Annotated in this window: 21 protein-coding genes; 10 read left to right on the top strand and 11 right to left on the bottom strand. The window is 70.2% G+C overall.

Features of this window, described 5'->3' with window-relative positions:
- Positions 1-203: 203 nt before the first annotated feature.
- Positions 204-665, bottom strand: a complete 462-nt coding sequence (locus VI238_RS05630) for a DUF4442 domain-containing protein (protein ID WP_331649377.1) — start codon at positions 663-665, stop codon at positions 204-206.
- A gap of 197 nt (positions 666-862) precedes the next feature.
- On the opposite strand from VI238_RS05630, the gene VI238_RS05625 reads away from it, so the two are divergent.
- Positions 863-2,113, top strand: coding sequence for an MFS transporter (locus VI238_RS05625; protein WP_331649329.1), 1,251 nt, complete (start codon positions 863-865; stop codon positions 2,111-2,113).
- 13 nt (positions 2,114-2,126) lie between these two features.
- Here VI238_RS05625 and trxA read toward each other — a convergent pair whose 3' ends face one another.
- A complete protein-coding gene (gene trxA, locus VI238_RS05620) occupies positions 2,127-2,993 on the bottom strand; it encodes a thioredoxin (protein WP_331649327.1) in 867 nt (288 codons plus the stop codon).
- Positions 2,994-3,128: 135 nt separating this feature from the next.
- Here trxA and VI238_RS05615 point away from each other — a divergent pair, with 135 nt between their 5' ends.
- On the top strand, positions 3,129-3,758 hold the full coding sequence (locus tag VI238_RS05615) for a hypothetical protein (RefSeq protein ID WP_331649325.1): 630 nt from the start codon (positions 3,129-3,131) through the stop codon (positions 3,756-3,758).
- Positions 3,759-3,763: 5 nt separating this feature from the next.
- Complete coding sequence (locus VI238_RS05610) at positions 3,764-3,985, top strand: helix-turn-helix transcriptional regulator (protein WP_331649323.1); 222 nt, start codon at positions 3,764-3,766, stop codon at positions 3,983-3,985.
- 103 nt (positions 3,986-4,088) lie between these two features.
- Here VI238_RS05610 and VI238_RS05605 read toward each other — a convergent pair whose 3' ends face one another.
- The 3 genes from VI238_RS05605 to VI238_RS05595 all read right to left on the bottom strand — a co-directional run bounded on the left by VI238_RS05605 (position 4,089) and on the right by VI238_RS05595 (position 7,251).
- Positions 4,089-5,393: an amidohydrolase family protein gene (locus tag VI238_RS05605; RefSeq protein ID WP_331649322.1), complete on the bottom strand. Its 1,305-nt coding sequence runs from the start codon at positions 5,391-5,393 to the stop codon at positions 4,089-4,091.
- 167 nt (positions 5,394-5,560) lie between these two features.
- Positions 5,561-5,872 (bottom strand): hypothetical protein, encoded by a 312-nt coding sequence (locus VI238_RS05600; protein WP_331649320.1) that lies wholly within the window; start codon positions 5,870-5,872, stop codon positions 5,561-5,563.
- 2 nt (positions 5,873-5,874) lie between these two features.
- Positions 5,875-7,251: a tail fiber domain-containing protein gene (locus VI238_RS05595; protein WP_331649318.1), complete on the bottom strand. Its 1,377-nt coding sequence runs from the start codon at positions 7,249-7,251 to the stop codon at positions 5,875-5,877.
- A gap of 171 nt (positions 7,252-7,422) precedes the next feature.
- On the opposite strand from VI238_RS05595, the gene leuS reads away from it, so the two are divergent.
- Both leuS and VI238_RS05585 read left to right on the top strand, forming a co-directional pair.
- Entirely contained in the window at positions 7,423-10,203 is a 2,781-nt protein-coding gene (gene leuS, locus VI238_RS05590; RefSeq protein WP_331649316.1) for a leucine--tRNA ligase, read from the top strand.
- 87 nt (positions 10,204-10,290) lie between these two features.
- Complete coding sequence (locus VI238_RS05585; protein ID WP_331649314.1) at positions 10,291-10,938, top strand: glutathione S-transferase family protein; 648 nt, start codon at positions 10,291-10,293, stop codon at positions 10,936-10,938.
- A 30-nt stretch (positions 10,939-10,968) separates the two neighbouring features.
- Here the strand turns inward: VI238_RS05585 and VI238_RS05580 are convergent, their stop codons facing one another.
- Positions 10,969-11,733 carry a sterol desaturase family protein gene (locus tag VI238_RS05580; protein ID WP_331649312.1) on the bottom strand — a complete coding sequence of 255 codons (765 nt, stop codon included), beginning with the start codon at positions 11,731-11,733 and terminating at the stop codon, positions 10,969-10,971.
- A gap of 95 nt (positions 11,734-11,828) precedes the next feature.
- On the opposite strand from VI238_RS05580, the gene VI238_RS05575 reads away from it, so the two are divergent.
- The 4 genes from VI238_RS05575 to nadD all read left to right on the top strand — a co-directional run bounded on the left by VI238_RS05575 (position 11,829) and on the right by nadD (position 15,405).
- Positions 11,829-12,902, top strand: coding sequence for a GlxA family transcriptional regulator (locus VI238_RS05575; RefSeq protein ID WP_331649310.1), 1,074 nt, complete (start codon positions 11,829-11,831; stop codon positions 12,900-12,902).
- A gap of 141 nt (positions 12,903-13,043) precedes the next feature.
- On the top strand, positions 13,044-13,553 hold the full coding sequence (lptE, locus tag VI238_RS05570; RefSeq protein ID WP_331649308.1) for an LPS assembly lipoprotein LptE: 510 nt from the start codon (positions 13,044-13,046) through the stop codon (positions 13,551-13,553).
- Positions 13,554-13,616: 63 nt separating this feature from the next.
- A complete protein-coding gene (holA, locus tag VI238_RS05565) occupies positions 13,617-14,699 on the top strand; it encodes a DNA polymerase III subunit delta (RefSeq protein ID WP_331649306.1) in 1,083 nt (360 codons plus the stop codon).
- Positions 14,700-14,766: 67 nt separating this feature from the next.
- The gene (gene nadD, locus VI238_RS05560; protein WP_331649375.1) at positions 14,767-15,405 is read left to right on the top strand and encodes a nicotinate-nucleotide adenylyltransferase; all 639 of its coding nucleotides are present in this window, start codon (positions 14,767-14,769) and stop codon (positions 15,403-15,405) included.
- Positions 15,406-15,475: 70 nt separating this feature from the next.
- Here nadD and VI238_RS05555 read toward each other — a convergent pair whose 3' ends face one another.
- The 3 genes from VI238_RS05555 to VI238_RS05545 all read right to left on the bottom strand — a co-directional run bounded on the left by VI238_RS05555 (position 15,476) and on the right by VI238_RS05545 (position 19,341).
- Complete coding sequence (locus VI238_RS05555) at positions 15,476-16,705, bottom strand: plastocyanin/azurin family copper-binding protein (protein ID WP_331649304.1); 1,230 nt, start codon at positions 16,703-16,705, stop codon at positions 15,476-15,478.
- Between the two features lie 88 nt (positions 16,706-16,793).
- Complete coding sequence (locus tag VI238_RS05550; protein ID WP_331649302.1) at positions 16,794-17,318, bottom strand: arsinothricin resistance N-acetyltransferase ArsN1 family B; 525 nt, start codon at positions 17,316-17,318, stop codon at positions 16,794-16,796.
- Positions 17,293-19,341 (bottom strand): DEAD/DEAH box helicase, encoded by a 2,049-nt coding sequence (locus tag VI238_RS05545; protein WP_331649300.1) that lies wholly within the window; start codon positions 19,339-19,341, stop codon positions 17,293-17,295. Before VI238_RS05545 ends, VI238_RS05550 begins: the two co-directional genes overlap by 26 nt.
- Positions 19,342-19,479: 138 nt before the next feature.
- Here VI238_RS05545 and VI238_RS05540 point away from each other — a divergent pair, with 138 nt between their 5' ends.
- Entirely contained in the window at positions 19,480-20,997 is a 1,518-nt protein-coding gene (locus VI238_RS05540) for a right-handed parallel beta-helix repeat-containing protein (protein ID WP_331649298.1), read from the top strand.
- 265 nt (positions 20,998-21,262) lie between these two features.
- Here the strand turns inward: VI238_RS05540 and VI238_RS05535 are convergent, their stop codons facing one another.
- Positions 21,263-22,834, bottom strand: a complete 1,572-nt coding sequence (locus VI238_RS05535; protein ID WP_331649296.1) for a hypothetical protein — start codon at positions 22,832-22,834, stop codon at positions 21,263-21,265.
- A gap of 27 nt (positions 22,835-22,861) precedes the next feature.
- The coding region (locus VI238_RS05530; protein ID WP_331649294.1) for a right-handed parallel beta-helix repeat-containing protein at positions 22,862-24,958 on the bottom strand (2,097 nt) is incomplete at its 5' end.

The raw sequence follows: 24,958 nt of genomic DNA, 5'->3' as shown, positions 1-24,958 counted from the left end.
CAAAAAAGTGTAACGCCTCTCACGTTTCGTGATGAGGTTCACCGCGTCGCCGGATGAGAACCTGCTCGTTGCAGGCCGGCCTAGGGCAGTCGGACACATTTCGTGCCAACCGGAGGGCGTGCAAGCGCACGCTGGACGGGAATGCTAGGAGGGAGAGGCGTACGGATGCCGCCGACCGGTCGCCAGCGCGACCGTGACGCACTTCACGAAACCGCTTCCGCCGCGGCCTTGCGCCGGACGTAGAGCTGCTTGCGCACGCGCGCGACGACCTCGCCGCGGGCCGTGCACACGACGGTTTCGCACCAGCGCAGGCATTTGTCGCCGTGAGCGGTCGCCGAGCGGATCCCGTCGAGCAAGGCGTCGTCGACACGGAAGTCGGCGTACACCGCCTCGCGGCCCGGTGCGACGAACTCGATGCCGCCTGCCTTGTCCCAGACGATGTAGTCGCGCCCGAGGCCGCGCATCACGAGGATCATCCAGAACGGATCGGTCATCGCGAACAGGCTGCCGCCGAAATGCGTTCCGACGTAGTTGCGGTTGTACCAGCGCAGGCGCAACGCGACGCGCGCGCTGCGCCAGTCCTCGCCGATGTCGAGCACGCGGATCCCCGCGAACAGGAACGGCGGCCACAGGTTCATGAGGCGTCGCAACCGGCGTGGCGTCATCGACATCGGCTTCATCGGATCGGCTCCGCACGTGCGCGCGACTGGCCCAGCAAGGACACGAAAACGGGGATCAGGGATTCAATCACGGAGTACGCCCGGAGTGCACGGAGCGGAGGGTGCCACGGCGATTGCCGAACCGCTTCTCCCGCGTGCCTCGCGTGTTTCAATGTCCGCCTTTGCCTTCCAACCGGACATCGATGAATCCTCCCTCCGTTCCTGCGCCGATCGCGTTCGCCGCACTGCGGCATCGCGGTTTCCGCACGTACTTCCTGTTGTCGGCGCTCGCGATGATGGCCGACAACATCGAGCACGTGATCAGCTACTGGGTCATCCACGAACGCTTCGATTCGCCCGCGCTCGGCGGGTTCGCGGTCGTCTCGCACTGGCTGCCGTTCCTGCTGCTGTCGGTCCATTCCGGTGCGCTCGCCGATCGGGTCGACCCGGGCCGCATGATCCAGCTCGGCATGGCGCTGTTCGCGAGCGTGTCGATCGCCTGGGGCGTGCTGTTCGTGAGCGGCGCGCTGCAGGTGTGGCACGCGGCCGCCCTGCTCGTGGTGCACGGCATCGCCGGCGTGCTGTGGGGGCCACCGTCACAGCTGCTGTTGCACGACATCGTCGGCCGCGAACACCTGCAGAGCGCGGTGCGCCTCAACGCGACCGCTCGCCAGCTCGGCATGCTCATGGGCCCCGGCATCGGCGGCGCGCTGCTGCTCTGGCTCGGGCCCGAGCGCGGCATCCTCGCCAATGCGCTGCTGTACGTGCCGTTCATCGGCTGGCTCGCGGTGGCGCCGTACGGTCCGAAGTTCCGCGCCGCGGGCGCAGCGGTCGCGACGCGCGCGGTACGCTCGTTCGGCGACATCGCGCGCGCGTTGCGCGAGATCTCGCATCATCGCGTGATCCTCTCGATGACGGCGCTGGCCGGCCTCGCATCGCTGTTCGTCGGCAACGCCTACCAGGCGCAGATGCCGGGCTTCGCGCACGACTTCGGCCAGGCGAAAGCGGACTTCTTCTACAGCGCGTTGCTCGCCGCGGACGCGGCCGGCGCGCTGACGGCCGGCGTCGTACTCGAGAGCCGTGGGCTGCTGCAGCCGCGCGCACGCACGGCTTGCCTGCTCGCGATGGCGTGGAGCGTCGCGCTCGGTGCCTTCGCGCTCACGCGCAGCTACGCGCTCGCGATCCCGTTGCTGTTCGTCGCCGGGTTCGTCGAGCTGTCGTTCAACGCGATGGCGCAGACGCTGGTGCAGCTCGACGCGCCGCCCGACATGCGCGGTCGCGCGATCGGCGTGTTCACGATGTTCGCGCTCGGCATGCGCACGTTCAGCGGCGTCACCGTCGGGCTCGCCGGCGCGAGCATCGGCATCCATTGGTCGCTCGCGGCGAGTGCAGCCGTGCTGTTCATCGCGATCGGCGTGCTGCTGCGCGCGATGCTGCGGCGGTCCTCCGTGTAGGCCGAGGCGGCCGTCAGAACAGCAGCGAGGACATCCGCCGGCGGTAGTCGCCGACGAGGTCGGCGTCGTCGAGCACGTTGAACGCGGCAATGAGGCGCTTCTTCGCCTGGCCTTCGTTCCAGTTGCGGTCGGCCGCGAGGATCGCGAGGAACTGGTCGAGTGCCGAGGCGGCGTCGCCGTCGATGAGCAGTCGCACGCCGAGCAGGTCGCGCGCGGCATGGTCGCCGGGATCGCGCTCGATGCGCGCCCGAAGTTCGGTCGCATCCGGCGCGCCTTCGAGCGAGCGCGCGAAATCGAGCTGGCCGCGAAGCCGCTTCGCGCGATCGTCGCCGGCGAGGTTGGCGGGCAGGGTGTCGAGTTCCGCTTCAGCGGCCAGCGCATTGCCGGCCTGCATCTGGGCGACGGCGAGCTCGAGCTTGAGTTCGGCCTTGTCGGGATCGGCCGCGATCGCCTGCTGCAGGCGCGCGATCGCCTGCTCCGGCGTTTCCTGGCGCAGCGGCGGCGCGGCCTGTTCGGGCGCGGCCTCGCCCGGTTGCACATGGCGGGCGAGGAATTCGCGGATCGCGCCTTCCGGCAGCGCACCCGTGAACGCGTCGACGAGCTGGCCTTCGCGGATCAGCACGACGGTCGGGATGCTGCGGACGCCGAACGAGGCGGCCAGCGCCTGCTCCTTGTCGCAATCGATCTTGGCGAGGCGGATCGCGCCGTTGAACTCGCCGACGACCTTCTCGAGCAGCGGGCCGAGCACCTTGCACGGCCCGCACCACGTTGCCCACAGGTCGACCAGGATCGGCTGGTCGAACGACGCGTCGAGGACCTCGCTCTGGAAGTTCGCTTCGGTCGCGTCGAACACGTGGGGGGGCGGCGGGATGGCGGACATGCGACGGCTCCGGGATCAGGTCGGCCGCAGATTGTGCCAGCCGGGCTTGTTCGCAAGATGATGTCAAAAAGACTTGACATCAATCGGGCCGAATGTAATGTGTGAGTTACACATTGTCTGCTGGAGGTGACATCAATGCAGCCGCTCCGGGTTGGATTCGCCGGTCTCGTCGCCCTCGCTGCGCTCGCCACCTGGTTGTTGATCGCGGGGCCCGCACGCGTGCTCGGCGTCGATGCAGGCAACGCGGGGGTCGTGCTGCTGATGGCGGCCGGATGGGGTTCGCTCTACGCGATTTCGCGGATGCCCGACGACGGCCTCGGCGAGACGATGTCGCGTGGCGAATGGCGCGCCTGGCTCGGGCTCGCGTTCACGCTCGTGATCGCGGCGTACTCGATCGCGCACGCGGGCGTATTCCAGGGACCGCCGCTCCCGCACAATCCCGATGCGAACCGCGTCGGCCGCAACGTCGTCATGCTGCTCGCCGCATGGCTGATCCTCGCGCACGTGCTCGACGCGCGCGGGCGCGATCGCGTGCAACGGGACGAACGCGATCGCGAGATCGAGGCGCGCGGCGCCGGCGCGGCACGACTCGCACTCGTCGTCATCCTCGTCGGCTACGCGCTGCTGCTGTCGTTCTCGCCGACCGAGCGGCTCGACTGGGCGGTGCCGCCGCTGCTCGGCCATCTGCTCGTCGTCGCACTCGTCGTCTCGTGTGCGTTCGAGTACCTCGTGATCGGCATCGGCTACTGGCGCGACCGGCGTTGACCGCGATGGGCAACGGTACGCCGGTCGGCAACACGATCCGCCGCCTGCGCTTCGAGCGCGGCGGGATGACGCAGCAGGCGCTCGCCGACGCGAGCGGTGTCACGCGCCAGACGGTCATCGCGCTCGAGGCCGGGCGCTATGCGCCGTCACTCGAACTCGCGTTCCGGATCGCGCACGCGCTTGGTGCGCGCATCGAGGACGTGTTCCAGTGGAAGGGCGATGCATGATGGCCGCCATGCTCCGGAACGGGACCCTCGTGCGCAGGCCGCGCTCCTGCAGCGCCCACGGCTGCGTGAGCATCGCGCCGTCCCGCTCCCGCGGCATCGTCCCTCAGGGCACGGCCCTGCCGTCCTGCTTGTAGACGACGCCTTCCTTCATCACGAACGCGACGTGCTGCATGCGCGTGATGTCCTCGAGCGGATCGCCGTCGACCGCGATGACATCGGCGAACTTGCCCGCCTCGACGCTGCCCAGATCCTTAGACCTGCGCAGCAGTTCGGCCGCGTGCGTCGTCGCCGCCTGCAGCACCGCCATCGGCGGCATGCCCGCCTCGACCATGTACTGGAACTCCTTCGCGTTCTGTCCGTGCGGGTAGACCGAGGCGTCGGTACCGAACGCGATCTTCACGCCGGCCTTGTACGCGCGTGCCGCGGTCTGCTGGATCAGCGGCCCGACCTGCTTCGCCTTCGCGGCGACCTGCGGCGGGTAGTAGCCGGGCACGCCCGCCTTTTCCGCGACGTACTTGCCCGCGATGATCGTCGGCACGTACCAGGTCCCGTGCTCCTTCATGAGTTTCATGTCGGCATCGTCCATGAAGGTGCCGTGTTCGATCGAGTCGACGCCGCCGATCACCGCGCGCCGGATCGCTTCGGCGCCGTGCGCGTGCGCGGCGACGGTGAAGCCGTAGTCGCGTGCGGCGGCGACGACGGCCTTGATCTCTTCGAGCGTCATCTGCGCATTGTCGACACTGCTGCTTTCGTCGAGCACGCCGCCGGACGGCATGATCTTGATGAGGTCGTCGCCGTCCTTGTAGTGCTGGCGCACCGCCTTCCACGCGTCGTCGACGCCGTTGATGATGCCGTCCTTCGGGCCGGGGTCGCCGGCGAGATCCTTGCGATAGCCGTCGGTGCCGTCGGCGTGGCCGCCGGTCGAGCCAATCGCGACGCCGGCGGTGAAGATGCGCGGGCCGGGCACGATCCCGGCCTCGATCGCGTTGCGCAGCGCGACCGATTCGCCCTCGTTGTCGCCGAGGTTGCGCACGGTCGTGAAACCCGCCTCGAGCGTGCGGCGCGCGTAAACGGTGGAGCGGATCGCGTAGTCGGCGACGTTCCAGCGGAACTGGTCGGTGTAGCCGGTCGGGCTCGTTTCGCCGGTCAGGTGCGTATGGCTGTCGATGAGGCCGGGCAGGCAGGTGGCGCTGCCGAGGTCGATCAACGCGGCGCCGGCGACATCGACGCGACCTGGCCTGACCTCGCGGATGCGCTTGCCGTCGACGACGATGCTGGTCTCGCCGAGCAGCTTGCCCGACACGGTATCGACGAAGCGGCCGCAGTGGACGACCGACGGCGCGTCGGCCGCGACCGCGGGCAGCGCGACACTCGCGAACACGGCACAGCACAGCGCATGCGCGCGCATGGCAACTCCTTCCTGCGGTGGGGTGCGGCGATGGTAGCGCGAGGCGGTGCCGCCGTACGTGCCATCGGGCATGGTCGGCATCGAATGCTGCGGAGGCGGCGCGTCGCGACGAGCGCCCGGGGCGAGGGCGCGGAGCCGGCCGCCGCCAGCCCCGCGCCATGGTTGGCTCAGCCGGAGAGGTCGAAGCCGTCGACGAAGATCGTGTCGGATCCGCAGCCGAGGGGAGCCCGTGCGAGCTTGCCGATGAGGGCGAACTCGGCGCCTTCCTGCACGGGACTGTCGGCGTGGCTCGCGACGAGGCGCGCCTGCAGCGAAAGGGCGCTTCCGCGGGCGACGTTCGTGGTCACGACGGGGCGCAGGCTCGCGTTGACGTCGTATCGGTGCGGCGCGTCGCGGCCGCGGACCGGTGACACGGTCGCCGCCAGCGCGAGCAGGGCGAGCAAGGGCCCGCCGCGGATGACCGGAGCATGGATGCGCATGATCAGTCTCCCTGGCTGCCTTCGAGGCGTTCGATGCGCGCGACGACGCGTTCGAGTGCGCCGCGCAGATCCGCGTTCTCCCGGCGCAGCGCGTCGTTCTCGTTCTCGACCTTGCTGTTCAGTCCCTTGATCGCCGCCAGCGCGATGCCGCTCTCGTCGACGGTCGTGATGTGCGTGTCGTCGTTGCCCAGGCCGAACGCTGCGGCGAAGTCTTCGGCGACCGGACCCATGTGGCGGCCTTCACCGTGCGCGCCCTTGTAGAACCACGTCTGCACCGGCAGCGCGACGAGCTTGCCCAGCACGTCGCCCGCGTCGACGTGCTCGAACGCCTCCTTGAAGGTGCGGCTGGATGCATTCGTCCACACGCCGCCGCCGGTCAGGTAGGCACCGTTGCCGGTCGAGCCGTTGTGCCCGACGTTGAAGACGCCCGGGCCGTTGGCGCCGTTGAACTGGAATACGCCGTAGCCTCCGGCAGCGATCGAGTAGTTGATGTACATCAGCGAGTGATAGGTCAGCACGTTGTTGTCGTCGTGCAGGCCGTTCAGCTGGAAGTAGCCGCCCGGGATCGCGCTGAGATTGAAGCCGTTGTAGCCCGTCGCGGTCGTCGACGTCTCGAACGTGAGGTCGGCATTGCTGCCAGGCAGGTTCGTCGACGGCGCGATCGTGAGCTCGTCGCGCAGGGGGTTGTTGTCCGGCGCATGGCTCGTATTGATGCCGACGCCGTTCTGGGCGGCGAAGATGACCTGGTTCGGCGCCGAGTCGCGGATGGCGATGCCGAACGTGCTGTCGTTGCGGCCGCCGGTGACGAGGGAGCCCTCGAACTCAGTGCCCGCGTTGTAGCCGATCGCGGTCGAGTACGCACCGGCGGTCGGGTAGGGATACGAGATGCGACTCGACCCATTGACCATGAACGCGGCGACCGTGCTGCCGTTGGCCTTGACGACGACATCGCTCGCATCGGAGGTTCCGAGATAACTGCCGGACGGGTTGCCCGCGTTGCCGTCGAGTGCCCATGAACCAGGGCAACCCCCGTCCGGGGCGACCGGCGAGCGCGCGTCGAGCGCGACGAAGTCGCCCTGGCCGGCGGCCTTGACCGCGACGCCGACCCAGCCCTGCGAAGCGAGCGACATCGGCCCGAAATCGACGCGCGTGCTGAAATGGCCGTCCTTGACCTCGACGCCGTACAGCGTGACCGGGCCTGCGGTCGCGCTGCCGCCGCTCTGCGACGGGTACAGGGTGAGCTGCAGGTCGTAGCGCCCGTTCGCGGCGTGCCCCGCGTCCTGCAGGCTGCCGTGATAGGTGAAGGTGTCCGCGCGGGCCATCGACGCGCCCAGTCCCGACGCCGCGGCCAGCGCGACGCACAACGCCAAACGGTTCATGGAGTTCTCCTCGATCCGGGGCATGCTCCCCGATGCTCCATACGCCGGACTGCTCCGACGTTCGCCATGCTCGCGACAGCCGCCCCACGCGCCTTTCCTCGATTGCTGCGCTGCGCTAGGCTGATCGACTCTCCCCGAACGAGCTCCGGCGGCACGACGCCGCGCCAGACCATGCCGATCCAGGAAAACTACGAACCCAAGGCCGTCGAAGCGGCCGCGCAGGCCTACTGGGGCGCGACGCGCGCGTTCGAGGTCACCGAAGACCCGGCCAAGCCGAAGTTCTTCTGCCTCTCGATGCTGCCGTACCCGTCCGGTGCGCTGCACATGGGCCACGTGCGCAACTACACGATCGGCGACGTCATCAGCCGCTACCAGCGCATGAACGGGCGCAACGTGCTGCAGCCGATGGGGTGGGACGCGTTCGGCCTGCCGGCCGAGAACGCGGCGATCAAGAACAACACCGCGCCCGCGAAGTGGACCTACGCCAACATCGAGCACATGCGCGCGCAGCTCGCGACGCTCGGTTACGCGATCGACTGGTCGCGCGAGTTCGCGACCTGCCGGCCCGACTACTACGTGCACGAGCAGCGCATGTTCGTGCGCCTGTTCAAGAAGGGGCTCGCCTACCGCAAGCAGTCGGTCGTCAACTGGGACCCGGTCGACCAGACCGTGCTCGCCAACGAGCAGGTCATCGACGGCCGCGGCTGGCGCACCGGCGCGCTGGTCGAGAAGCGCGAGATCCCGCAGTGGTTCCTCAAGATCACCGACTACGCGCAGGAGCTGCTCGACGGCCTCGATCGCCTGCCGGGCTGGCCTGACGCCGTCAAGACGATGCAGCGCAACTGGATCGGGCGCTCCGAAGGCCTCGAGATCGCGTTCGCGATCGAGGGCGAGCGCGAACCGCTGACCGTGTTCACGACGCGCCCGGACACGCTCATGGGCGTGACCTACCTCGCGATCGCGGCCGAGCACCCGCTCGCGCTCAAGGCCGCGCGCGACAAGCCGATCGTCGCCGCGTTCATCGACGAATGCCGCCACGGCGGCACCGCCGAGGCGGACATCGAGACCGCCGAGAAGAAGGGCATCGACACCGGCCTCACGGCGATCCATCCCGTGACCGGCGAGCGCGTGCCGGTATGGATCGCGAATTTCGTGCTCATGGGCTACGGCACCGGCGCGGTCATGGCGGTGCCCGCGCACGACCAGCGCGACTGGGAGTTCGCGACCAAGTACGACCTGCTGATCCGGATGGTCGTCGTCAGCGACGCGGTGCGCGACGCGATCCGCGCGCTCGGCGACGACGCCGCGCGCAATACCGACCCGATGTCCGCGGCGCTCGGCGAGAGCCGCGCGATCGACGTCTACGAACCCGCCGCAGCCGAGAGCATCGTCGAGCAATTCGAGCGCGACATCATCGAGAAGGGCGCATACACCGATTACGGCACGCTCGTGAACTCGGGCGACTACGACGGCCTCGACTACCGCGGCGCGTTCGACGCGCTCGCCGGGCGCTTCGAGCGCGAAGGCAAGGGCGTGCGCCGCGTCAACTGGCGCCTGCGCGATTGGGGCGTCTCGCGCCAGCGCTACTGGGGCTGCCCGATCCCGATCATCTACTGCGCGAAGTGCGACGCCGTGCCCGTGCCGGAGGAGCAACTGCCGGTGCTGCTGCCCGAGGACGTGCAGTTCATGGGCGTGCAGTCGCCGATCAAGGCCGATCCCGAGTGGCGCAGGACCACCTGTCCGCAGTGCGGCGGCCCGGCCGAGCGCGAAACCGACACGTTCGACACCTTCATGGAGTCGAGCTGGTATTACGCGCGCTACACGAGCCCGGGCGCGTCCGACATGGTCGACGCGCGCGCGAACCACTGGCTGCCGGTCGACCAGTACATCGGCGGCATCGAGCATGCGATCCTGCACCTGCTGTACTTCCGCTTCTACCACAAGCTCCTGCGCGACGCGGGCCTCGTGCATTCGGACGAGCCGGCGACCAATCTGCTGTGCCAGGGCATGGTCATCGCCGAGACGTTCTACCGCGACAACGCGGACGGCTCGAAGGACTGGATCAATCCCGCCGACGTCGAGATCCGCCGCGACGAGAAGGCGCGCGTCGTTGGCGCGGTGCTGAAGGCGGACGGCAAGCCGGTGCAGATCGGCGGCATCGAGAAGATGTCGAAGTCGAAGAACAACGGCGTCGACCCGCAGGCGATGGTCGGCAAGTATGGCGCCGACACGGTGCGCCTGTTCTCGATGTTCGCGGCGCCGCCGGAGCAGTCGCTCGAGTGGAACGAGGCCGGCGTCGAAGGCATGGCGCGCTTCCTGCGCCGTTTCTGGCGCGAGGTCGTCGCGCATGCGAGCGGGCCCGATCACGCGGCGCTGTCCGTTCCCCCGCGTGCGGGGGAAGGTGCCGTAGGCGGAACGGGGAGAGCGTCGTCGATCGATCCTTCGAAGCTCGACCCCGCGCAGAGGACGTTGCGCCGGCAGGTGCACGAGACGATCCAGAAGGTGTCCGACGACATCGGCCGTCGCTATGCGTTCAACACCGCGATCGCTTCGCTGATGGAGCTGCTCAACGCGGTGGGCCGGTTCGACGACCCGAGCGAGCTGGGGCGCGCGGTGCGCCACGAAGCGCTCGAAGCGATGGTGCTGCTGCTCAATCCGGTCACGCCGCACGTCGCGCACGCGTTGTGGCAGGTGCTCGGCCACGCCGAAACGCTGATCGAGGACCAGCCGTGGCCGAAGGCCGACCCCACCGCCCTCGTGCGCGACTCGGTCACGCTCGCGGTGCAGGTGAACGGCAAGCTGCGCGCGACGATCGAGGTCGCCGTGTCGGCCGGCAGGGACGAGGTCGAGCGCCTCGCGCTCGCCGAGCCTAAGGTCGCCGAGCACGTCGGCACGCAGGTGCCGAAGAAGGTCATCGTCGTGCCCGGCAAGATCGTCAACATCGTCGTCTGAGCCTGCGTCGTCGCGTCCACGCCGGTGCCCGCCCGCGCGGGCATCCGGTCCTCGTCGCGCCGGTCGCCGCACTCCAGGAGAACCGCCGTGTCGGTGCCCGTCCTCTACTGCAACCGCGAATCCGGCCACAGTTACAAGATCGCGCTCGCGTTGCGCCTCATGGCCGTCCCGTTCGAGCAGCGCGCGGTCGACCTCAACCTGCCGCGCGAGCAGCGCGGCGAGGACTTCCGTGCCGCGTCGCTGTTCGGCGAAGTGCCCGTGCTCGTCGACGAGGACGGCCTCGCGGTGTGCCAGTCGAACGTGATCCTCGACTACATCGCGCGCCGCTACGGCAAGCTCGACGGGCGCACGCCCGCGCAGCGCACGCGCGTGCGCGAATGGCTCGCATGGGAAGCGAACCGGCTCGCGATGAGCTTCCCGCACCTGCGTTTTTCGCGCTGCTTCGCGCCTGCGGATGCCGCGCTGGAGGCGTGGTGGACGCAGCGCATGCGCGCCGATTTCGATCGGCTCGACGGCGAGCTGCGCGCACGCCCGTTCGTCGCCGGCGAAGCGCCGACGATCGCCGACGTGTCGTGCTGCGGCTACCTGTTCTGGACCGACCAGGCCGGCGTCGACCTCGCCCCGTGGCCGGCGCTCGTGGCCTGGCTCGAGCGCATCCGCGCGCTGCCGGGCTGGCTCGCGCCGTACGACCTGCTCGCCGCGAGTCCGCCGATCCGATCCGACGCGCGCGCGTGATCGCGCGTCGCGCCGACCGGCCGGCGCGGGTCAGCGCGGCGCCGCAGGCGCGCCGGCGACGTCGCGGAACAGCAGCATGTCGCCGAGCCGCAACGACGCGCCGTCGGAGAAGCCCGCCGCCGGCGCGAAGTCGCGCGGGTTGTGGAACGTGCCGAACAGGATGTCGATGAGCGGCAGGTCCGCGTAGTTGTCGCGGTGATGGCCGCGCGCGTGGTGCCATGAATGCGACTCGGGCCGCTGCACGACGTAGCCGAGCCAGCGCGGCGTGCGCAGGTTCGCATGCTGGAAGATCGTCAGGAAGGTCACGACCAGCAATGCGGCGGTCGTCGCCGCCGGCGACAGGCCGACGACGACCGTGAGCGCGAGGCTCGTCACCGCGGTCCATCCGACCATGTCGAGCGGGTGGAACCAGAACGCGCCGTACGTATCGAGGCGCTCGGCGCTGTGGTGCATCTGGTGCAGGATGCGCCACAGCCAGTTCGAGGCGTGCATCGCGCGGTGGTAGGCGTAGCCGACGATCTCGTAGGCGAGCACGCCGACGGCCGCGCCGGCCCACACCGGCAGGTACTGCAGGTCGAACAGCTGCAGCGGCGCGAGGTGGTCCGCCCACAGGACCGGCAGGTACGTCGACAGCGCGAAGTACGCCGCGAACGCGAGCAGCCCGCGCACGCGCCACGCGGGCGACGCCGGCAGCGGCCGCGCCGGGGCGAGGTATTCCCACAGCATCAGCGCCGCGTACAGCCCGAACACCGCGAGCGAAACCGGGTCCAGCAGCACGTCGATCGGAGAGGGCACGGCGAAGCTCCTTGCATCAGGTCGATCGGCGCACGATAGTCGGTCGTCGGCGCGATGCCGCCAGTCATTTCGGCAATACAGCAGGCGAATCGGCCATGAGCGGCTCCCGCAAGCCCGTCGTCGCGATCCTCGCGCTGCCCGAGACCTCGGCCTCGGTGCTGTACGGCATGTACGACCTGTTTCGCTCGGCGGGGCGGGACTGGGACTACGTCGCCTCGGGAACGCCCGGTCCGGGCAACGTGCATGCCGTCGTCGCGGCGGCGACGCGCGCGCCGCTCACGGTGCTCAACGACGTCACGATCCGGCCGGAATCGACGTTCGACGACCTCGGCCGCGTCGACGTCGTCTGCGTGCCCGACCTCGCGGTCGATCCGCACGCGCCGATCGAGGATGGCCGCTTCGCGCGCGAGATCGACTGGCTGCGCCGCTGCCATGCCGACGGCGCGATCCTCGCTTCGGCCTGCTCGGGCGCGCTGCTGTTCGCCGAAGCCGGCCTGCTCGACGGCCACGACGCGACCACGCACTGGGCCTACGCGGACGCGATCGTGCGGCGCCATCCGCGCATCCGCATGCGCACGCAGAACGCGCTCGTCGTGTCCGGCGACGAACGGCGCCTCGTGATGGCGGGCGGCGGTGCGTCGTGGAGCGACCTCGCGCTCTATCTCATCGCGCGGCTCGCCGGGATCGAATGCGCGATGCAGACCGCGCGCATGAACCTCATCGAATGGCACGCCGCCGGGCAGCAGCCGTTCGCGCGGCTCGCCTGCCCGGTGCAGGCCGACGACGGCGTCGTCGCGCGCTGCCAGGTGTGGATCGCCGAGCACTACGACGAGCCGGCGCCGGTCGCCGCGATGGTGCGCCTCGGCGGGCTGCCCGAGCGCACGTTCAAGCGCCGCTTCCAGCGCGCGACCGGGCTCACGCCGCTCGAGTACGTGCATACGCTGCGGCTCGAGGAGGCCAAGCAGATGCTCGAAGCCGGCAACGAGCCGGTCGAGGCGGTCGCGCTCGCGGTCGGTTACGCCGACGCGGGCTTCTTCGCGCGCCTGTTCCGCCGCAAGGTCGGCCTGTCGCCGGTGCAGTACCGGCGCAAGTTCGGCGCGATGCGCAAGGCGCTGGTCGGCGAAGTGCCGTCGACCGCCGCGCCCGCCCGGGCGGGCGCCGGTCGCTGACGCGCGCGGCGCGATGCGCCGGCGATCCGATATCATCAGCGGCCGAGCCGGGTGGTTCGTCGGCCTGCGCGCGCGTCGATCGCGCCCGCATGCACGTATGATCGGATCACCTCGGCATCCCGTCCCGTCCGGAATCCGCTCATGATCCTGCGTCGCCCGCCGTTCGCCCTCGTCATCCTGCTCGCGCTGCCGCTCGCCGCCTGCGGATTCCACCTGCGGCGCGAGGCGGAGCTGCCCGCGACGATGAAGCGCGTGCGCATCGAGATCGCCGACAGCTCGAGCGCGCTCGCCAAGGGGCTCGTGAAGGCGCTGCCGCGCTCGGGCAGCGAAGTCGTCGCGGCCGCCGGCCCCGACGTCGCGACGATCCGATTCACGGCGAACACGCTCTCGACCGACGTGCTCACCGTCGGCGGCAATGCGCGCGCGACCGAATACGCGCTGCGCTACCACGTCGAGTTCGAGGTGGTGGACGGCGCCGGCAGCGTGATCGTGCCGAGCCAGGTCGTCGAACTCAGCCGCGACTTCACGTTCGACGCGAGCCAGTCGCTGGGTGTCGCCGCGCAGACCGACCTGCTCACGAAGGAACTGCAGCAGGACATGGTGCAGACGGTGCTGCGCCGGCTCGAGGCGCGAACGCACGCGGCGAACTGACGCGTCCGCGACGCGGCGGCGCCGCTCGCGCACCGCGGCCGCCGTGCCGGCTAGAATCGGCGCATGTCGACGACGCTCGCCGCCCTGCGCCGCCAGCTGGGCTCCCCCGGACTCGCACCGGTGTACCTCATCGCCGGTGCCGAACCGCTGCTCGTGCTCGAAGCCGCCGACGCGGTGCGCGCGCGCGCGAAGGAGCTCGGCTACGCCGAGCGCGAAGTGCTCGACGTCGAGTCGGGCTTCGACTGGAACCGACTCGGCGACGCGGCGCGTTCGATGTCGCTGTTCGCGAGCCGTCGCCTCATCGACCTGCGCCTGCCGAGTGGCCGGCCCGGCAAGGACGGCGGCGCCGCGCTCGCCGAGTACTGCGCCGCGCCGCCGCCCGACACCGTGCTGCTGGTGACCGCGAACGACTGGAGCCGCAAGCACGAGGCCGCCTGGTCGGCCGCGATCGAACGCGCGGGCACGCTCGTCGCGGTATGGCCGCTCAAGCGCGAGGAACTGCCGGACTGGATCGGCGCGCGCGCCGCGTCGCGCGGGCTGCGGCTCGAGGCCGACGCGATCGCGCTGCTCGCCGATCGCGTCGAAGGCAACCTGCTCGCGGCCGCGCAGGAGATCGACAAGCTCGCCCTGCTGCACGCGGGACGCACGCTGGACGCCGATACGCTCGAGGCGAGCGTCGCCGACGACGCGCGCTACGACGTGTTCCGCCTCGCCGACGCCGCGCTCGCGGGCGACGCCGCGCGCGCGCTGCACATCGTCGCCGGGCTGCGCGCGGAGGGCGAGGAACTCATCCCGCTGCTCGGCTGGCTGCTCACGCAGCTGCGCACGCTGCTGCGCCTCGCCTCGGCGCCGAACGTCGAGGCCGCGTTGCGCAGCGAGCGCATCTGGCCGCAGGCGCGCGAAGGCCTGTTCCGTCGCGCGCTGAAGAATTCCGACCGCGCGCACTGGGAGCGCTGCCTCGAACAGGCCGGCCGCATCGACCGCATCGCGAAGGGCCGCGACGAGCTGGCGCCGATCTACCATGCGCTCGGCAAGATGGCCGACCTCACCGCATGGCGCGAGGCGAACGGCTGGCGCGAACTCGAGCGCCTCGTCGCGGCGATCGCGGCACCGCGCCGGGCGGCGTTCCTGTGCGCGCGCGCATGACCGAGCGGGCCGGCACGCGCCTGCGCGAACCGCGGCGGCGTCGCAAAAACGCCCTGGACGCATCGTGATGCGACCGCTCGCGCTGTTCGGCGGCACGTTCGACCCGGTCCACAACGCGCACCTGCGCGTCGCGTGGGAGGCCGCCGAGGCGCTCGACGCCGACGTGCGCCTGTTGCCCGCGAGCGCGCCGCCGCACCGCGACCCGCCGCGCGCGAACGCCGAGCAGCGCGCCGCGCTCGTGCGTGCGGCGCTCGCCGGGCAGCAGCGACTCGTGCTCGACACGCGCGAACTGCGGCGCGGGGGACCGTCGTACACGATCGACACGCTCGCCGAGGTGCGCGGCGAGATCGGTGCCGAGCGGCCGCTCGTCCTGCTCGTCGGCGCCGATGCGTTCGCCGGGCTCGCGACCTGGCATCGCTGGCGCGAACTGTTCGACTTCGCCCACATCGGCGTGCTCACGCGGCCGGGGCACGAAGCCGGTGCGCTGCCGACCGAACTGCGCACGAAGATCGCATCGCGCCGCTGTGCCGACGCGGCGAGCCTGCGCGAGTCGCCGGCCGGCCGCGTGCTCGCGATCGCGGTGACGCCGCTGGAGATTTCCGCGAGCCAGGTGCGCGCGCTGCTCGCGGCCGGACGCGAGCCGCGCTGGCTCGTGCCCGACGCGCTGTTCGCCGATCCCGCGCTGCTGGCGCCGTATCGCGGCTAGCGCGGCCTCGCGGGCGTACCCGTGTACCGCCATCACGCCCGGCGCGCGACCATCGCGCCCTGGCGAGAAGTCAGAGCGAGCAGCCGGGCGGCACCGGCGCAAGGCGTCCGAGATCGAGCGTGCCGCTCAGGCCCGCATGCGGGCCGGCGGTGAATGCGTAGCTCATCGTCAGCGACGTGCAACTCGCGAACACGAGGCGGGCCGTGCCCACGCGCGTCGTGACGGTGTCGGCATGCTGATCGAAAACGCCGCCGGTGGATTCGTAGATGCCGACGTCGTCGACCGTGCTGAAGCCGGGTTCGACCGCGGCCTGCAGCGTGTACCAGTGCTGCGCGGGGGCGCCCGCATCGGCGGCCGCGTCGGCGAGGTAGGTGTACCAGGCGGCGAACAGCACGCCCTGGTTCGCATTCACGTCGAAGACGAGGCCCTGGCCGCTCGTCGAGGGGTCGGTCCAGATGCCGCCGAGGAGGTAGTTGCCGGGATTGCCGGGCGTCGAGCCGGTCGGCGTGCAGGCGACGTTCCCGAGCAGGCGCGTGAGCGGGATCGTGCCGTGCCGACCGGAGCCGTCGCTGAAGGCGTAGTCGAGCGTGGCGTGGCTGCAGTCGTCGACGTGCAGGCTGACCTCGCCGACGACGCGGGTGGAGGTCGGCTGCGCGGAGTCGAAGCGGCCGCCGAGGGTCTGGTAGATCGCCATCGTCGCGGTGTCCTCGTCGGTGACCTCGCCCTGCACGGTGTACCAACGCAGGCCGCCGGCGACGTGGGTGTCGAACGTGAACCAGCCGCCGAAGAGCAGGCCGGAGCCCGCGGACTGGAGATCGGGGAAGACATCGACGACGAGGCCTTGCGACTCGGTGGCCGCGTTGGCCCACGAGCCGGCGAGACCATGCTGGTTCATGTCGAACCCCGCAGGCGCCGTGCCTTCCACCGTGATCGTGCCGGTCATGCCCATCGCCTGGTGCACTTCGCAGTGGTAGCCGAACGTGCCGGGCGTGTCGAACCTGACCGAGGCGTGCCACGCGGCATTGCTCGGATCGCCGTTGCCGCCGCTGCCGTCGCAGCCCTGCGCGCAGCGGAACGTGCCGTCGTCGGCGGCGACGTCGTGCGTACCGCCCGCATTGTCGAACACGACCGTGTCGCCTGCCTGGATCGTAAGCTGGCGCGGACTGAAGCTGAGGTCGGCGTAGTAGTAGCCGTCGCTGTAGCCCTGCCCGCCGACGCGCACGTGGTACTCGGTCGCCGCCACCGATGCGGAGAGCAGCAGGAGCACGGCGGCGAGGCCGCAGGCGCTGGCGTTGCGCATGGTCGTCTCCACGTGGAAGAAGGAACCGTCGCGGAGTAGGTACCGTGCGGGCGCGGCACGGTTGCGGCGTCGCCGCCGCTCGTTGCCGTTACAGCACCAGCTGCCAGTAGCCGACGTCGACCCAGCGATCGAACTTGCGGCCGACCTCGCTGAAGCGCCCGATCGCCTGGAAGCCGGCCTTTTCGTGTAGCGCGACGCTCGCGGCGTTCGGCAGCGCGATCCCGCCGATCACCGCGTGCGTGCCGCACGCGCGCACCGCGTGGAGCAACGCGCGGTAGAGCGGCCGTCCGAAGCCGCGACCGGCACGTTCCGGCGCGAGATAGATCGTGCTCTCGACGGTATGGCGATACGCGCTGCGCGCCTTCCAGGGTCCCGCATAGGCGTAACCGACGACGATGCCGTCGCACGCGCTCACGAGCCAGGGCAGGCCGCGTGCCTGCACGTCGTCGACGCGCGTCGCCATCTCCTCCGCGCCAACCGCGACTTCCTCGAACGTGACGACGGTCTCGAGCACGTAGTGGTTGTAGATCGCCGCGATCGTCGTCGCGTCCGCGCGCGTCGCCGCGCGGATAAGCGTCGACGCGGGTTCACTTCGGGCGACGCGGCTTTCCATCGTGCGGCTTCGTCGACGCATGGCGCTTCGGTGGCTCCAAGCCGCCGCGGCCGAACGACGGTGGCCTGGACGACTTCGGCGCGCGCGGCCGGCCCGCCTCGGACTCCTCGCCGCCGCGCGTGATGCGCAGCTGCTGGCCCGACACCCAGACCTTCTTGAGGTGCTTGAAGATCTCGGCCGGCATGCCCGACGGGAGATCGACCAGGCTATGGTCGTCGCGGATGTCGACGCGCCCGATGTGCTTGCTGTCGAGACCCGCCTCGTTCGCGATCGCACCGACGATGTTGCCGGGCTTGACGCCGTGCGCGTGGCCGACCTCGATGCGGAACGTCTCGAAGCCGGCGTCGGGCACGTGCGGACCGCGTTCGCGTGCCGCGCCGGCGCGATGCGCGCGCGCGTCATCCTCTTCGCGGTGATGCGAGCGCGGCGGTCGCGTGCCGGTGCGCGCGGCGTCGGGTGCGCGATCGTCGCCGTGGCCGACGCGCGCGTCGGCGTAACGATCCTGCGGGCCCGACGGTGTCCGCCCCGCGACACCTGCGGCGGCGGATTCATTCTTGCGCGGGAACGGCGGCTTCGCGGTCGGGTGCGCAGCAGCGGCGCGACCGTCGCGATCGCGCGCGCCGCGTTCGGCAGGTCGCCGCTCGCGCTCCCCTTCGCGCGCGAACGCGCGTTCCACGCGCGGCGGCGGCGCGAGCAGCAACGGCTGCCCACCCTGCACGAGCCGCGCGAGCGCGGCCGCAACTTCGACCGCCGGCACGTTGTGTTCCTGCTCGAACGACTCGACCAGCTGGCGATAGACGCCGAGGTCGTCGCTGCCGAGCGCGTCGGCGATGCGCTGCTTGAACTTCGTGATGCGCTGGTCGTTGACCGCCTCGACGCTCGGCAACTGCATCTCGGCGATCGGCTGGCGCGTCGCGCGCTCGATCGCCATCAGCATGCGCTTCTCGCGCGGCGCGACGAACAGGATCGCCTCGCCGCTGCGGCCGGCACGCCCGGTGCGGCCGATCCGGTGCACGTAGGCTTCGGTGTCGGTCGGGATGTCGTAGTTGAGCACGTGGCTGATCCGCTCGACGTCGAGGCCGCGCGCGGCGACGTCGGTCGCGACGAGGATGTCGAGCTTGCCGTCCTTGAGCTGCTGGATCATCCGCTCGCGCTGCGCCTGCACGATGTCGCCGTTGATCGCGGCGGCGTCGAAGCCGCGCGCCTGCAGCTTCTGCGCGAGTTCCTCGGTCGCCGACTTGGTGCGCGTGAAGATGATCATCGCCTCGAACGGTTCCGCCTCGAGGATGCGCGTGAGCGCGTCGAGCTTCTGCAGGCCACTGACGTACCAGTAGCGCTGGCGGATGTTCGCGGCGGTCGTCGTCTTGGCGGCGATGCGCACTTCGACCGGGTCGCGCAGGTAGGTCTGCGCAATGCGTCGGATCGGCGCCGGCATCGTCGCCGAGAACAGCGCGACCTGGCGCGTCTCCGGCGTCTTCTGCAACACCTTCTCGACGTCGTCGATGAAGCCCATGCGCAGCATCTCGTCGGCTTCGTCGAGCACGAGCGTGGTCAGCTGCGACAGGTCGAGCGAGCCGCGCTCGAGGTGGTCGATCACGCGCCCCGGCGTGCCGACGACGACGTGCACGCCGCGCTTGAGGCCGCCGAGCTGCGGGCCGTAGCTCTGGCCGCCGTAGATCGGCAGCACGTGGAAGCCCGGCATCTTCGCCGCGTAGCGCTGGAACGCCTCGGCCACCTGGATCGCGAGTTCGCGCGTGGGCGCGAGCACGAGCGCCTGCGGCTTGGTCTTCGCAAGATCGATGCGCGACAGCACCGGCAGCGCGAACGCGGCGGTCTTGCCGGTGCCCGTCTGCGCCTGGCCGAGCACGTCGCGGCCCTCGAGCATCGGCGGGATCGTCGCGGCCTGGATCGGCGATGGCGTCTCGTAGCCGACCTCGGCGAGCGCGGCCAGCAGCGGTTCGGCGAGGCCGAGGTCGCAGAAAGGGATCGGATCGGGAGTGGCGTCGCGGGCGTCGTTCGACATGCGCTGGAAGCGGCCGCGCCGCGAGGGGAGGGCGGCCTAGTGTAACCCAGTGCCGCGTCGAACCCCGCGTCGGAACGTCGCTGTTCTGTTCGTACGCGTCGCGGTGTTGATACGTACACGCCCCGCGGAGGACCCTCGATGTCGCGCCATGCTGCCTGTGCTTTGCTGCTCCTGCAGGCCATTCCGGCCGCTGCGACGACCTTTTCCGTGACCTCGACCGACGACAGCGGGCCGGGGACGCTGCGCCAGGCGATCCTCGACGCGAACGCGAACGCCGGCGCCGACACGATCGCATTCGCGATTCCCGGCAGCGGCGTCCACACGATCTCGCCGACCAGCTCCCTGCCGTCGATCACCGGGCCGCTGCTGATCGACGGCTACAGCCAGCCAGGCTCGCAGCCCAACGGCAACACGCCCGCGCAGGGCGGCCTCGACGGCACCCTCGCGATCGAACTGTCGGGACAGAACCTCCCGCCGACGCAATCGGAGGCTTTCCATCCGCTCGGCGTGGATCTCACCGTGCGCGGCCTCGTCGTCAACCGGTTCCAGTGGGTCGCGTACGTGCCCGGCGGCGCGAGCCAGGACTCCACCCTCGCGATAGAGGGCTGCTACCTCGGTACCGACGCGACCGGCAGCCAGGCCGAGGGTGCGAACCAGGGCGCCGCGGTGCGCAGCGACGACGATGTGCACGCGCTGCTGCGCCTCGGCGGCGCCGCGCCGTCGGCACGCAACCTCATTTCGGGTTTCACCGACACGAGCGCCGGCGAAGGCGTCGCGATCAACGTGCGTGCCGCGCGCGGTGGCCCGATCATCGAAGGCAACCTCGTGGGCACCGACGCGAGCGGCACGCTGGCCATTCCGAACCGCAGCGGCATCGGCATTTCGCGCAGCGGCAGCGCGAGCGTCGGCAGCGGTGCGCGCGTCAAGGACAACGTCGTGTCGGGCAACCTCCAGTACGGCGTGCTCGTCTCGTGCGGCCTGGGCGGGGACACGACCTGCATCGACGGTCTCGCGATCACTGGCAACGTGATCGGCGCGCGGCGCGACGGCAGCGCGCCGTTGCCCAACGGCACGTACGGCATCCGCTTCGCCACCAACGACGCGAGCGCGGCGCACATCCTCGTCGGCGGCGAAATGGCGGCGGACGAGAACGTGATCGCATACAACGGGGGCCTCGGCCTCACGATCGCGAACGACAGCAAGGGCACGATCGAGATCGCGCGCAACCGCATCTTCGCGAACGGCGGCCTCGACATCGACCTGCCGAACCCCGAGAGCGGTCGCAACCCGAACGATGCCCACGATGCCGACGGCATCTACGCCAACCGCCTGCAGAACTTCCCGCTGATCGAGTCGATGAGCCAGGCGGGAAGCCAGCTGACCGTGAGCTATCGCGTACCGACCGCGACGAGCTTCGCGACGTATCCGCTGACCGTGCGCTTCTATCGCGCGGGCGCGAGCGGCGGCGACCTCCGGGTGGCGAGCGATACCTACGATGCGGTGGACGCGGAGACGTCCAGGCACGTCACGCTCTCCCTCGCCTCCTCGGCCGGACTACCGGGGCTCGTCGCGACCGCGAGCGACGCGGCCGGCAACACGAGCGAATTCTCCGACGTCTTCGTGTCCGATCTGATCTTCACCGATGGATTCGAGTGAGCGCCTTCCTCTGCACCCGCGCTGCGGACGTGCACGGCGCGGACGCCAAGCGAATCGCGACAGCAGGCCGACGGCGTGGGTGTCATGGCGGCGATCAACGTCGCGATGCCCTTGCATCGAGTCCGATGCACGGACGTCGGGTTGCGCGGCTCCCACGAAGATGGTCAGGACATGCCGGTTCGCTCGGTGCGCGGCGCGCGCGAGGAAGAATTCGATGGTCCCTGGCAGGGCGGTTTCGCCGCGCCGTTCGCGCTCGCCGCGTCCGCTAGTCGAAGCCGTCGGCGAAGATCGCGTCCTGCAGCATGAAGGTGCGCCCTTCGCTGAATTCGGACGTGTTGCCGTCGGCGTCGATCGCGACCGCGCTGATGTGCCGGCCGACGAGACTGCCGGCCGTGGCGACCGGTAGCGAAAACGTGCCGACGCCGTTGTTGCCGGCCGTCGCGTTCGAGATCGTGACCTCGCCGGACCCGAGGTAGTCGCGGCCCTCGCCGTGCAGGCTCGCGTCGAGCAGGGTGTCGGCGTAGAAGTCGATCGCGTAGGTGCCGTTCGTGCTTTCGAGGTAGCCGTTCACGATGCCACCCTGGTCGTTGCCGCCGGCGCTGTCCAGCATCGGAAAGTTCAGCAACCGGTTCGGCGCGCCGGCCGCGGCCGTGGCGTCGTTGTCGTTCGGCGTCACGCCGTCGGCGCCGAGGTCGATGCCGAGTCCGCCGTCGTCGTGCATCGCGTTCGCGCTGATGTAGTTCAACGGGCCCGCATCGGGCAGGGAGACGCCGTCTCCGCCGTTGTAGGCAATTGCATTGCCGCCGATGTTGTTGCCCGCCGCACCGGCCGCGATGCGCACGCCATCGCCCGCGTTGCCGAGCGCGTCGTCGGGCGTGCACGGCGGCGGGAAGCAGGTTGCGAAGCTCTTGAGGCCGATGCGGTTGTTCGAGACGCTGTTGGCTGCGGCATTGCCGCCTTCCAGCCGGATCGCGCTGCCGTCGTTGCCGGAAATCACGTTGTCCACGAAATAGTTCGAGAGCGTCGCGACGTAGGCGCCATCGATGTTCGGCAACGGCGCCGATCCGCCGCGGGTCGTGCCGATGAAGTTGCCGCGTACGGTCGTGCCGCCGCCGCCGAGCAGGTTCACGCCGGTGCCGTTGCCCGAGATGAGGTTGCGCTGCGCGACGTCGCTGCCGCCGATCGAGCGTGTCGTCGCGAAATAGGCGTTGCTCGCCGCGACGCGCACGCCGGAGTAGCCGTTGACGACAGCCGTAAGGCCGTCGGCGGCGACACCGATGAAGTTGCCGCCGACGGTGAAGTTGCCGCCGTCGATGCGGATCGCGTCGTCGAAACCGCCGATGGACAGGCCCGATACGTCGAACGTATCGGTGACGTCTGTCGGCGTGAAGCGCAGTCCTTGCGCGACGCTGTCGCCCGCGGAGACGCGCAGTTGCACGCAGATCGTCGCGTCGTCGGCGGTCGCAGCCGCGTTCGGGCTCGCGCCCGGCTGGGTATAACCGCGGATCGACAGGCTGTCGGTGATCGCGGGCAGCGGGCTCGCGGTGATCAGCGAGATCGTCCGAGGGCAGCTGCCGCTGATGTTGAAGCCGATGATGTTCGGGTTCGCGTCGGCGTTCGCATCGATGATCGCCTGGCGCAAAGTGCCGGGCCCGGCGACGGCGGTGCTCGTCACGATGAGGATCGTCGCGCCATCGAAGCGATCGCCGCAACGCCCGGATGGCGCGTTGGCGCACGACGCCATGACGTTCGGCGAACCGGCGTGAGCCGCGAAGGCCGCGAGCGCGAGCGTCAGCGCGGGCGCGCGCTGGAGTGCGTTCGGGATGGCTTGGTTCATGGGCACGTCTCCACGCGATGCAGCGATTCAGGGCGGCGGCGGATCGAAGCCGTCGGCGAAGATGAGGTCGACGAACGCGTGCGTCACGCACGCGCTGAACTCGGAGGTATCCCCCGCGCGCGCGCTGCCGTCGCGCGGCACCGTCGCGATGGCCGTGATCGCGCGCCCGACGAGGTCCTGGCTGCTCGCGATCGCGAGATCGAACCAAGCCTCGCCGTCGTCGCCGACCGGCGAACCGCCGATCGCGACGCCGCCCGCGCCGACGAGGTCGCGGCCTTCGCCGTTGCCGCTGTCGTCGCAGGTCGCGCTTGCATACAGTTCGATGCGATACGCGCCGTCGATCGAACGCAGTCGACCGTACGCGTGGCCACTCGTGCCGCCGCCGCGCGAGAAGACGAGTTCGGGCGCGTTGAGGCCGTGGTTCGGCGCGTCCGGCGGTGCGGCTGCGTCGTTGTCGATCGGATCGATGCCGAGGCTGCCGATGTCGATGCCGAGGCCGTCGTTGTCGTGGATGCGGTTGCCCGCGATCGTGTTGCCGGCGCTGCCGCTGCCGCTCACGCGCACGCCGGCGCCGCCGTTCCACGCGAGCGTGTCGTCGGTCACCGTGTTGTCGCTCGCGCCGCCCGTGATCGACACGCCGCTGTCGCCGTTGCCGAGGGCGTCGTAGCCGGGCGCACACGGCGGCATCGCGCAGATCGCGAACGCCTTGAGGCCGATGCGGTTGCCGTCGACGGTGTTGAGGATCGCGCCGGGACCGGACAGCGACACGCCGGTCGTGCCGTTGCCCGATATCACGTTGCCGCTCACCTGGTGCAATCCCGTCAACAGGATCACGCCGATCGCATTCGGCCGGGCGACGCCGCCGCTCTTCGTGGTGCCGATGAAATTGCCGACGATGAAGTTGGACTGGTCGGCATCGACGCGCACACCGGCGAGCGCGCCCGCGATGACGTTGCGCTGGGCGATGTCGTCGCCGCCGATCGTGCCGTAGACGCGACCGCGCACGTCGATGCCGGCGACCGTGTTCGGGCGCGACGTGCTGCCGTCGGCGTCGAGCCCGATGAAGTTGCCCCAGATGCGGCTGCCGACGCCGGTGCCGGTGTCGGTGTGGTCGACGAAGATGCCGGTGTTGAAGCCGCCGACCGCGAGGCCGGAAACGTCGAGCGCATCGTCGTCCGATGCAGGCGCGAAATGCAGGCCGTCGAGGACGGTCTGGCCGTTCGCTTCCACCAGCGCGACGCAGATCGTCGCGTTGTCGATGAGGCTGCTGCTGTTCGGATGCGATCCGGGCTGCGTGTAACCGCGAATGGCGACGCCGTCGGTGATCGCGGGCAACTCGGTCGTCACCGCGATCGTCTGCGGGCAGGCACCGGCGATGTTGAAGCCGATGATGTTGAAGGCGGGATTCGCGTTCGCGTCGAGGATCGCCTGGCGCAGCGAGCCGGTGCCGGTGTCGGCGTTCGAGGTGACGAGCAGCACCGTGTCCGCGGTCGCATCGTTCTCGTACGCGCCGCGATCGATCTGGCCGCCCACGACGCGCGCGCCGCCTTCGATGTCGAACGCGGAAAGCGGCAGCGGCAGGCTCGAAGTCCCGCTGTTGCGCGCCGGGGAGGCGAACTGCAGGTTGTAGTCGGTGGTCGACACGAACAACGGATTGCTCGTGAGGTTGTTCGACGAGCCGGGAAGGAAGCTGCCGCCGTGCGTGCCGATCGTGTTGTTGTACGCCCACGCGGCCTCGTCGAGTTCGAGGTCGACGAAGCCGCTTGCGTTGCCGTACAGGATGTCGTTGTACAGCCAGGTGGTACCGTCCGGGTTGAACACGGAGACGCCGCTGCGCGCACTCGCGGTGACCGTCGTGTTGACGAGATCGATGCGCAGGTCGCCCGCGCTCGTGTCGCCGAGCGCGAGTGCGGCGTCGTAGACGGTGCCGCTCATTCGCGCGAACAGGCTGTCGGATATTTCGAAGTGCGCGCCCGATCCGTCGTTCATGGTCAGCGCGACACTCGCGCCGTCGACGAAGCGCACGTGCTGCCAGCGCAGACGCGCCTGGTCGCCGCCGAGATCGATGCCGAGCGGCCGTGGCAGATTCGCGACGGTCAGCGTGCGCAGGGTGAAGCGGTCGCC

The sequence above is a fragment of the Dokdonella sp. genome, from assembly GCF_036518555.1.
Lineage (GTDB): Bacteria > Pseudomonadota > Gammaproteobacteria > Xanthomonadales > Rhodanobacteraceae > Dokdonella_A.
This window is presented reverse-complemented; position numbering and strand designations above follow the sequence as displayed.

Coding starts and splice junctions, on each gene's coding strand:
- VI238_RS05630 (WP_331649377.1), bottom strand. CDS start 665: ATGACGCCACGCCGGTTGCGACGCCTCATGAACCTGTGGCCGCCGTTC.
- VI238_RS05625 (WP_331649329.1), top strand. CDS start 863: ATGAATCCTCCCTCCGTTCCTGCGCCGATCGCGTTCGCCGCACTGCGG.
- trxA (WP_331649327.1), bottom strand. CDS start 2,993: ATGTCCGCCATCCCGCCGCCCCCCCACGTGTTCGACGCGACCGAAGCG.
- VI238_RS05615 (WP_331649325.1), top strand. CDS start 3,129: ATGCAGCCGCTCCGGGTTGGATTCGCCGGTCTCGTCGCCCTCGCTGCG.
- VI238_RS05610 (WP_331649323.1), top strand. CDS start 3,764: ATGGGCAACGGTACGCCGGTCGGCAACACGATCCGCCGCCTGCGCTTC.
- VI238_RS05605 (WP_331649322.1), bottom strand. CDS start 5,393: ATGCGCGCGCATGCGCTGTGCTGTGCCGTGTTCGCGAGTGTCGCGCTG.
- VI238_RS05600 (WP_331649320.1), bottom strand. CDS start 5,872: ATGCGCATCCATGCTCCGGTCATCCGCGGCGGGCCCTTGCTCGCCCTG.
- VI238_RS05595 (WP_331649318.1), bottom strand. CDS start 7,251: ATGAACCGTTTGGCGTTGTGCGTCGCGCTGGCCGCGGCGTCGGGACTG.
- leuS (WP_331649316.1), top strand. CDS start 7,423: ATGCCGATCCAGGAAAACTACGAACCCAAGGCCGTCGAAGCGGCCGCG.
- VI238_RS05575 (WP_331649310.1), top strand. CDS start 11,829: ATGAGCGGCTCCCGCAAGCCCGTCGTCGCGATCCTCGCGCTGCCCGAG.
- lptE (WP_331649308.1), top strand. CDS start 13,044: ATGATCCTGCGTCGCCCGCCGTTCGCCCTCGTCATCCTGCTCGCGCTG.
- holA (WP_331649306.1), top strand. CDS start 13,617: ATGTCGACGACGCTCGCCGCCCTGCGCCGCCAGCTGGGCTCCCCCGGA.
- nadD (WP_331649375.1), top strand. CDS start 14,767: ATGCGACCGCTCGCGCTGTTCGGCGGCACGTTCGACCCGGTCCACAAC.
- VI238_RS05555 (WP_331649304.1), bottom strand. CDS start 16,705: ATGCGCAACGCCAGCGCCTGCGGCCTCGCCGCCGTGCTCCTGCTGCTC.
- VI238_RS05550 (WP_331649302.1), bottom strand. CDS start 17,318: ATGGAAAGCCGCGTCGCCCGAAGTGAACCCGCGTCGACGCTTATCCGC.
- VI238_RS05545 (WP_331649300.1), bottom strand. CDS start 19,341: ATGTCGAACGACGCCCGCGACGCCACTCCCGATCCGATCCCTTTCTGC.
- VI238_RS05540 (WP_331649298.1), top strand. CDS start 19,480: ATGTCGCGCCATGCTGCCTGTGCTTTGCTGCTCCTGCAGGCCATTCCG.
- VI238_RS05535 (WP_331649296.1), bottom strand. CDS start 22,834: ATGAACCAAGCCATCCCGAACGCACTCCAGCGCGCGCCCGCGCTGACG.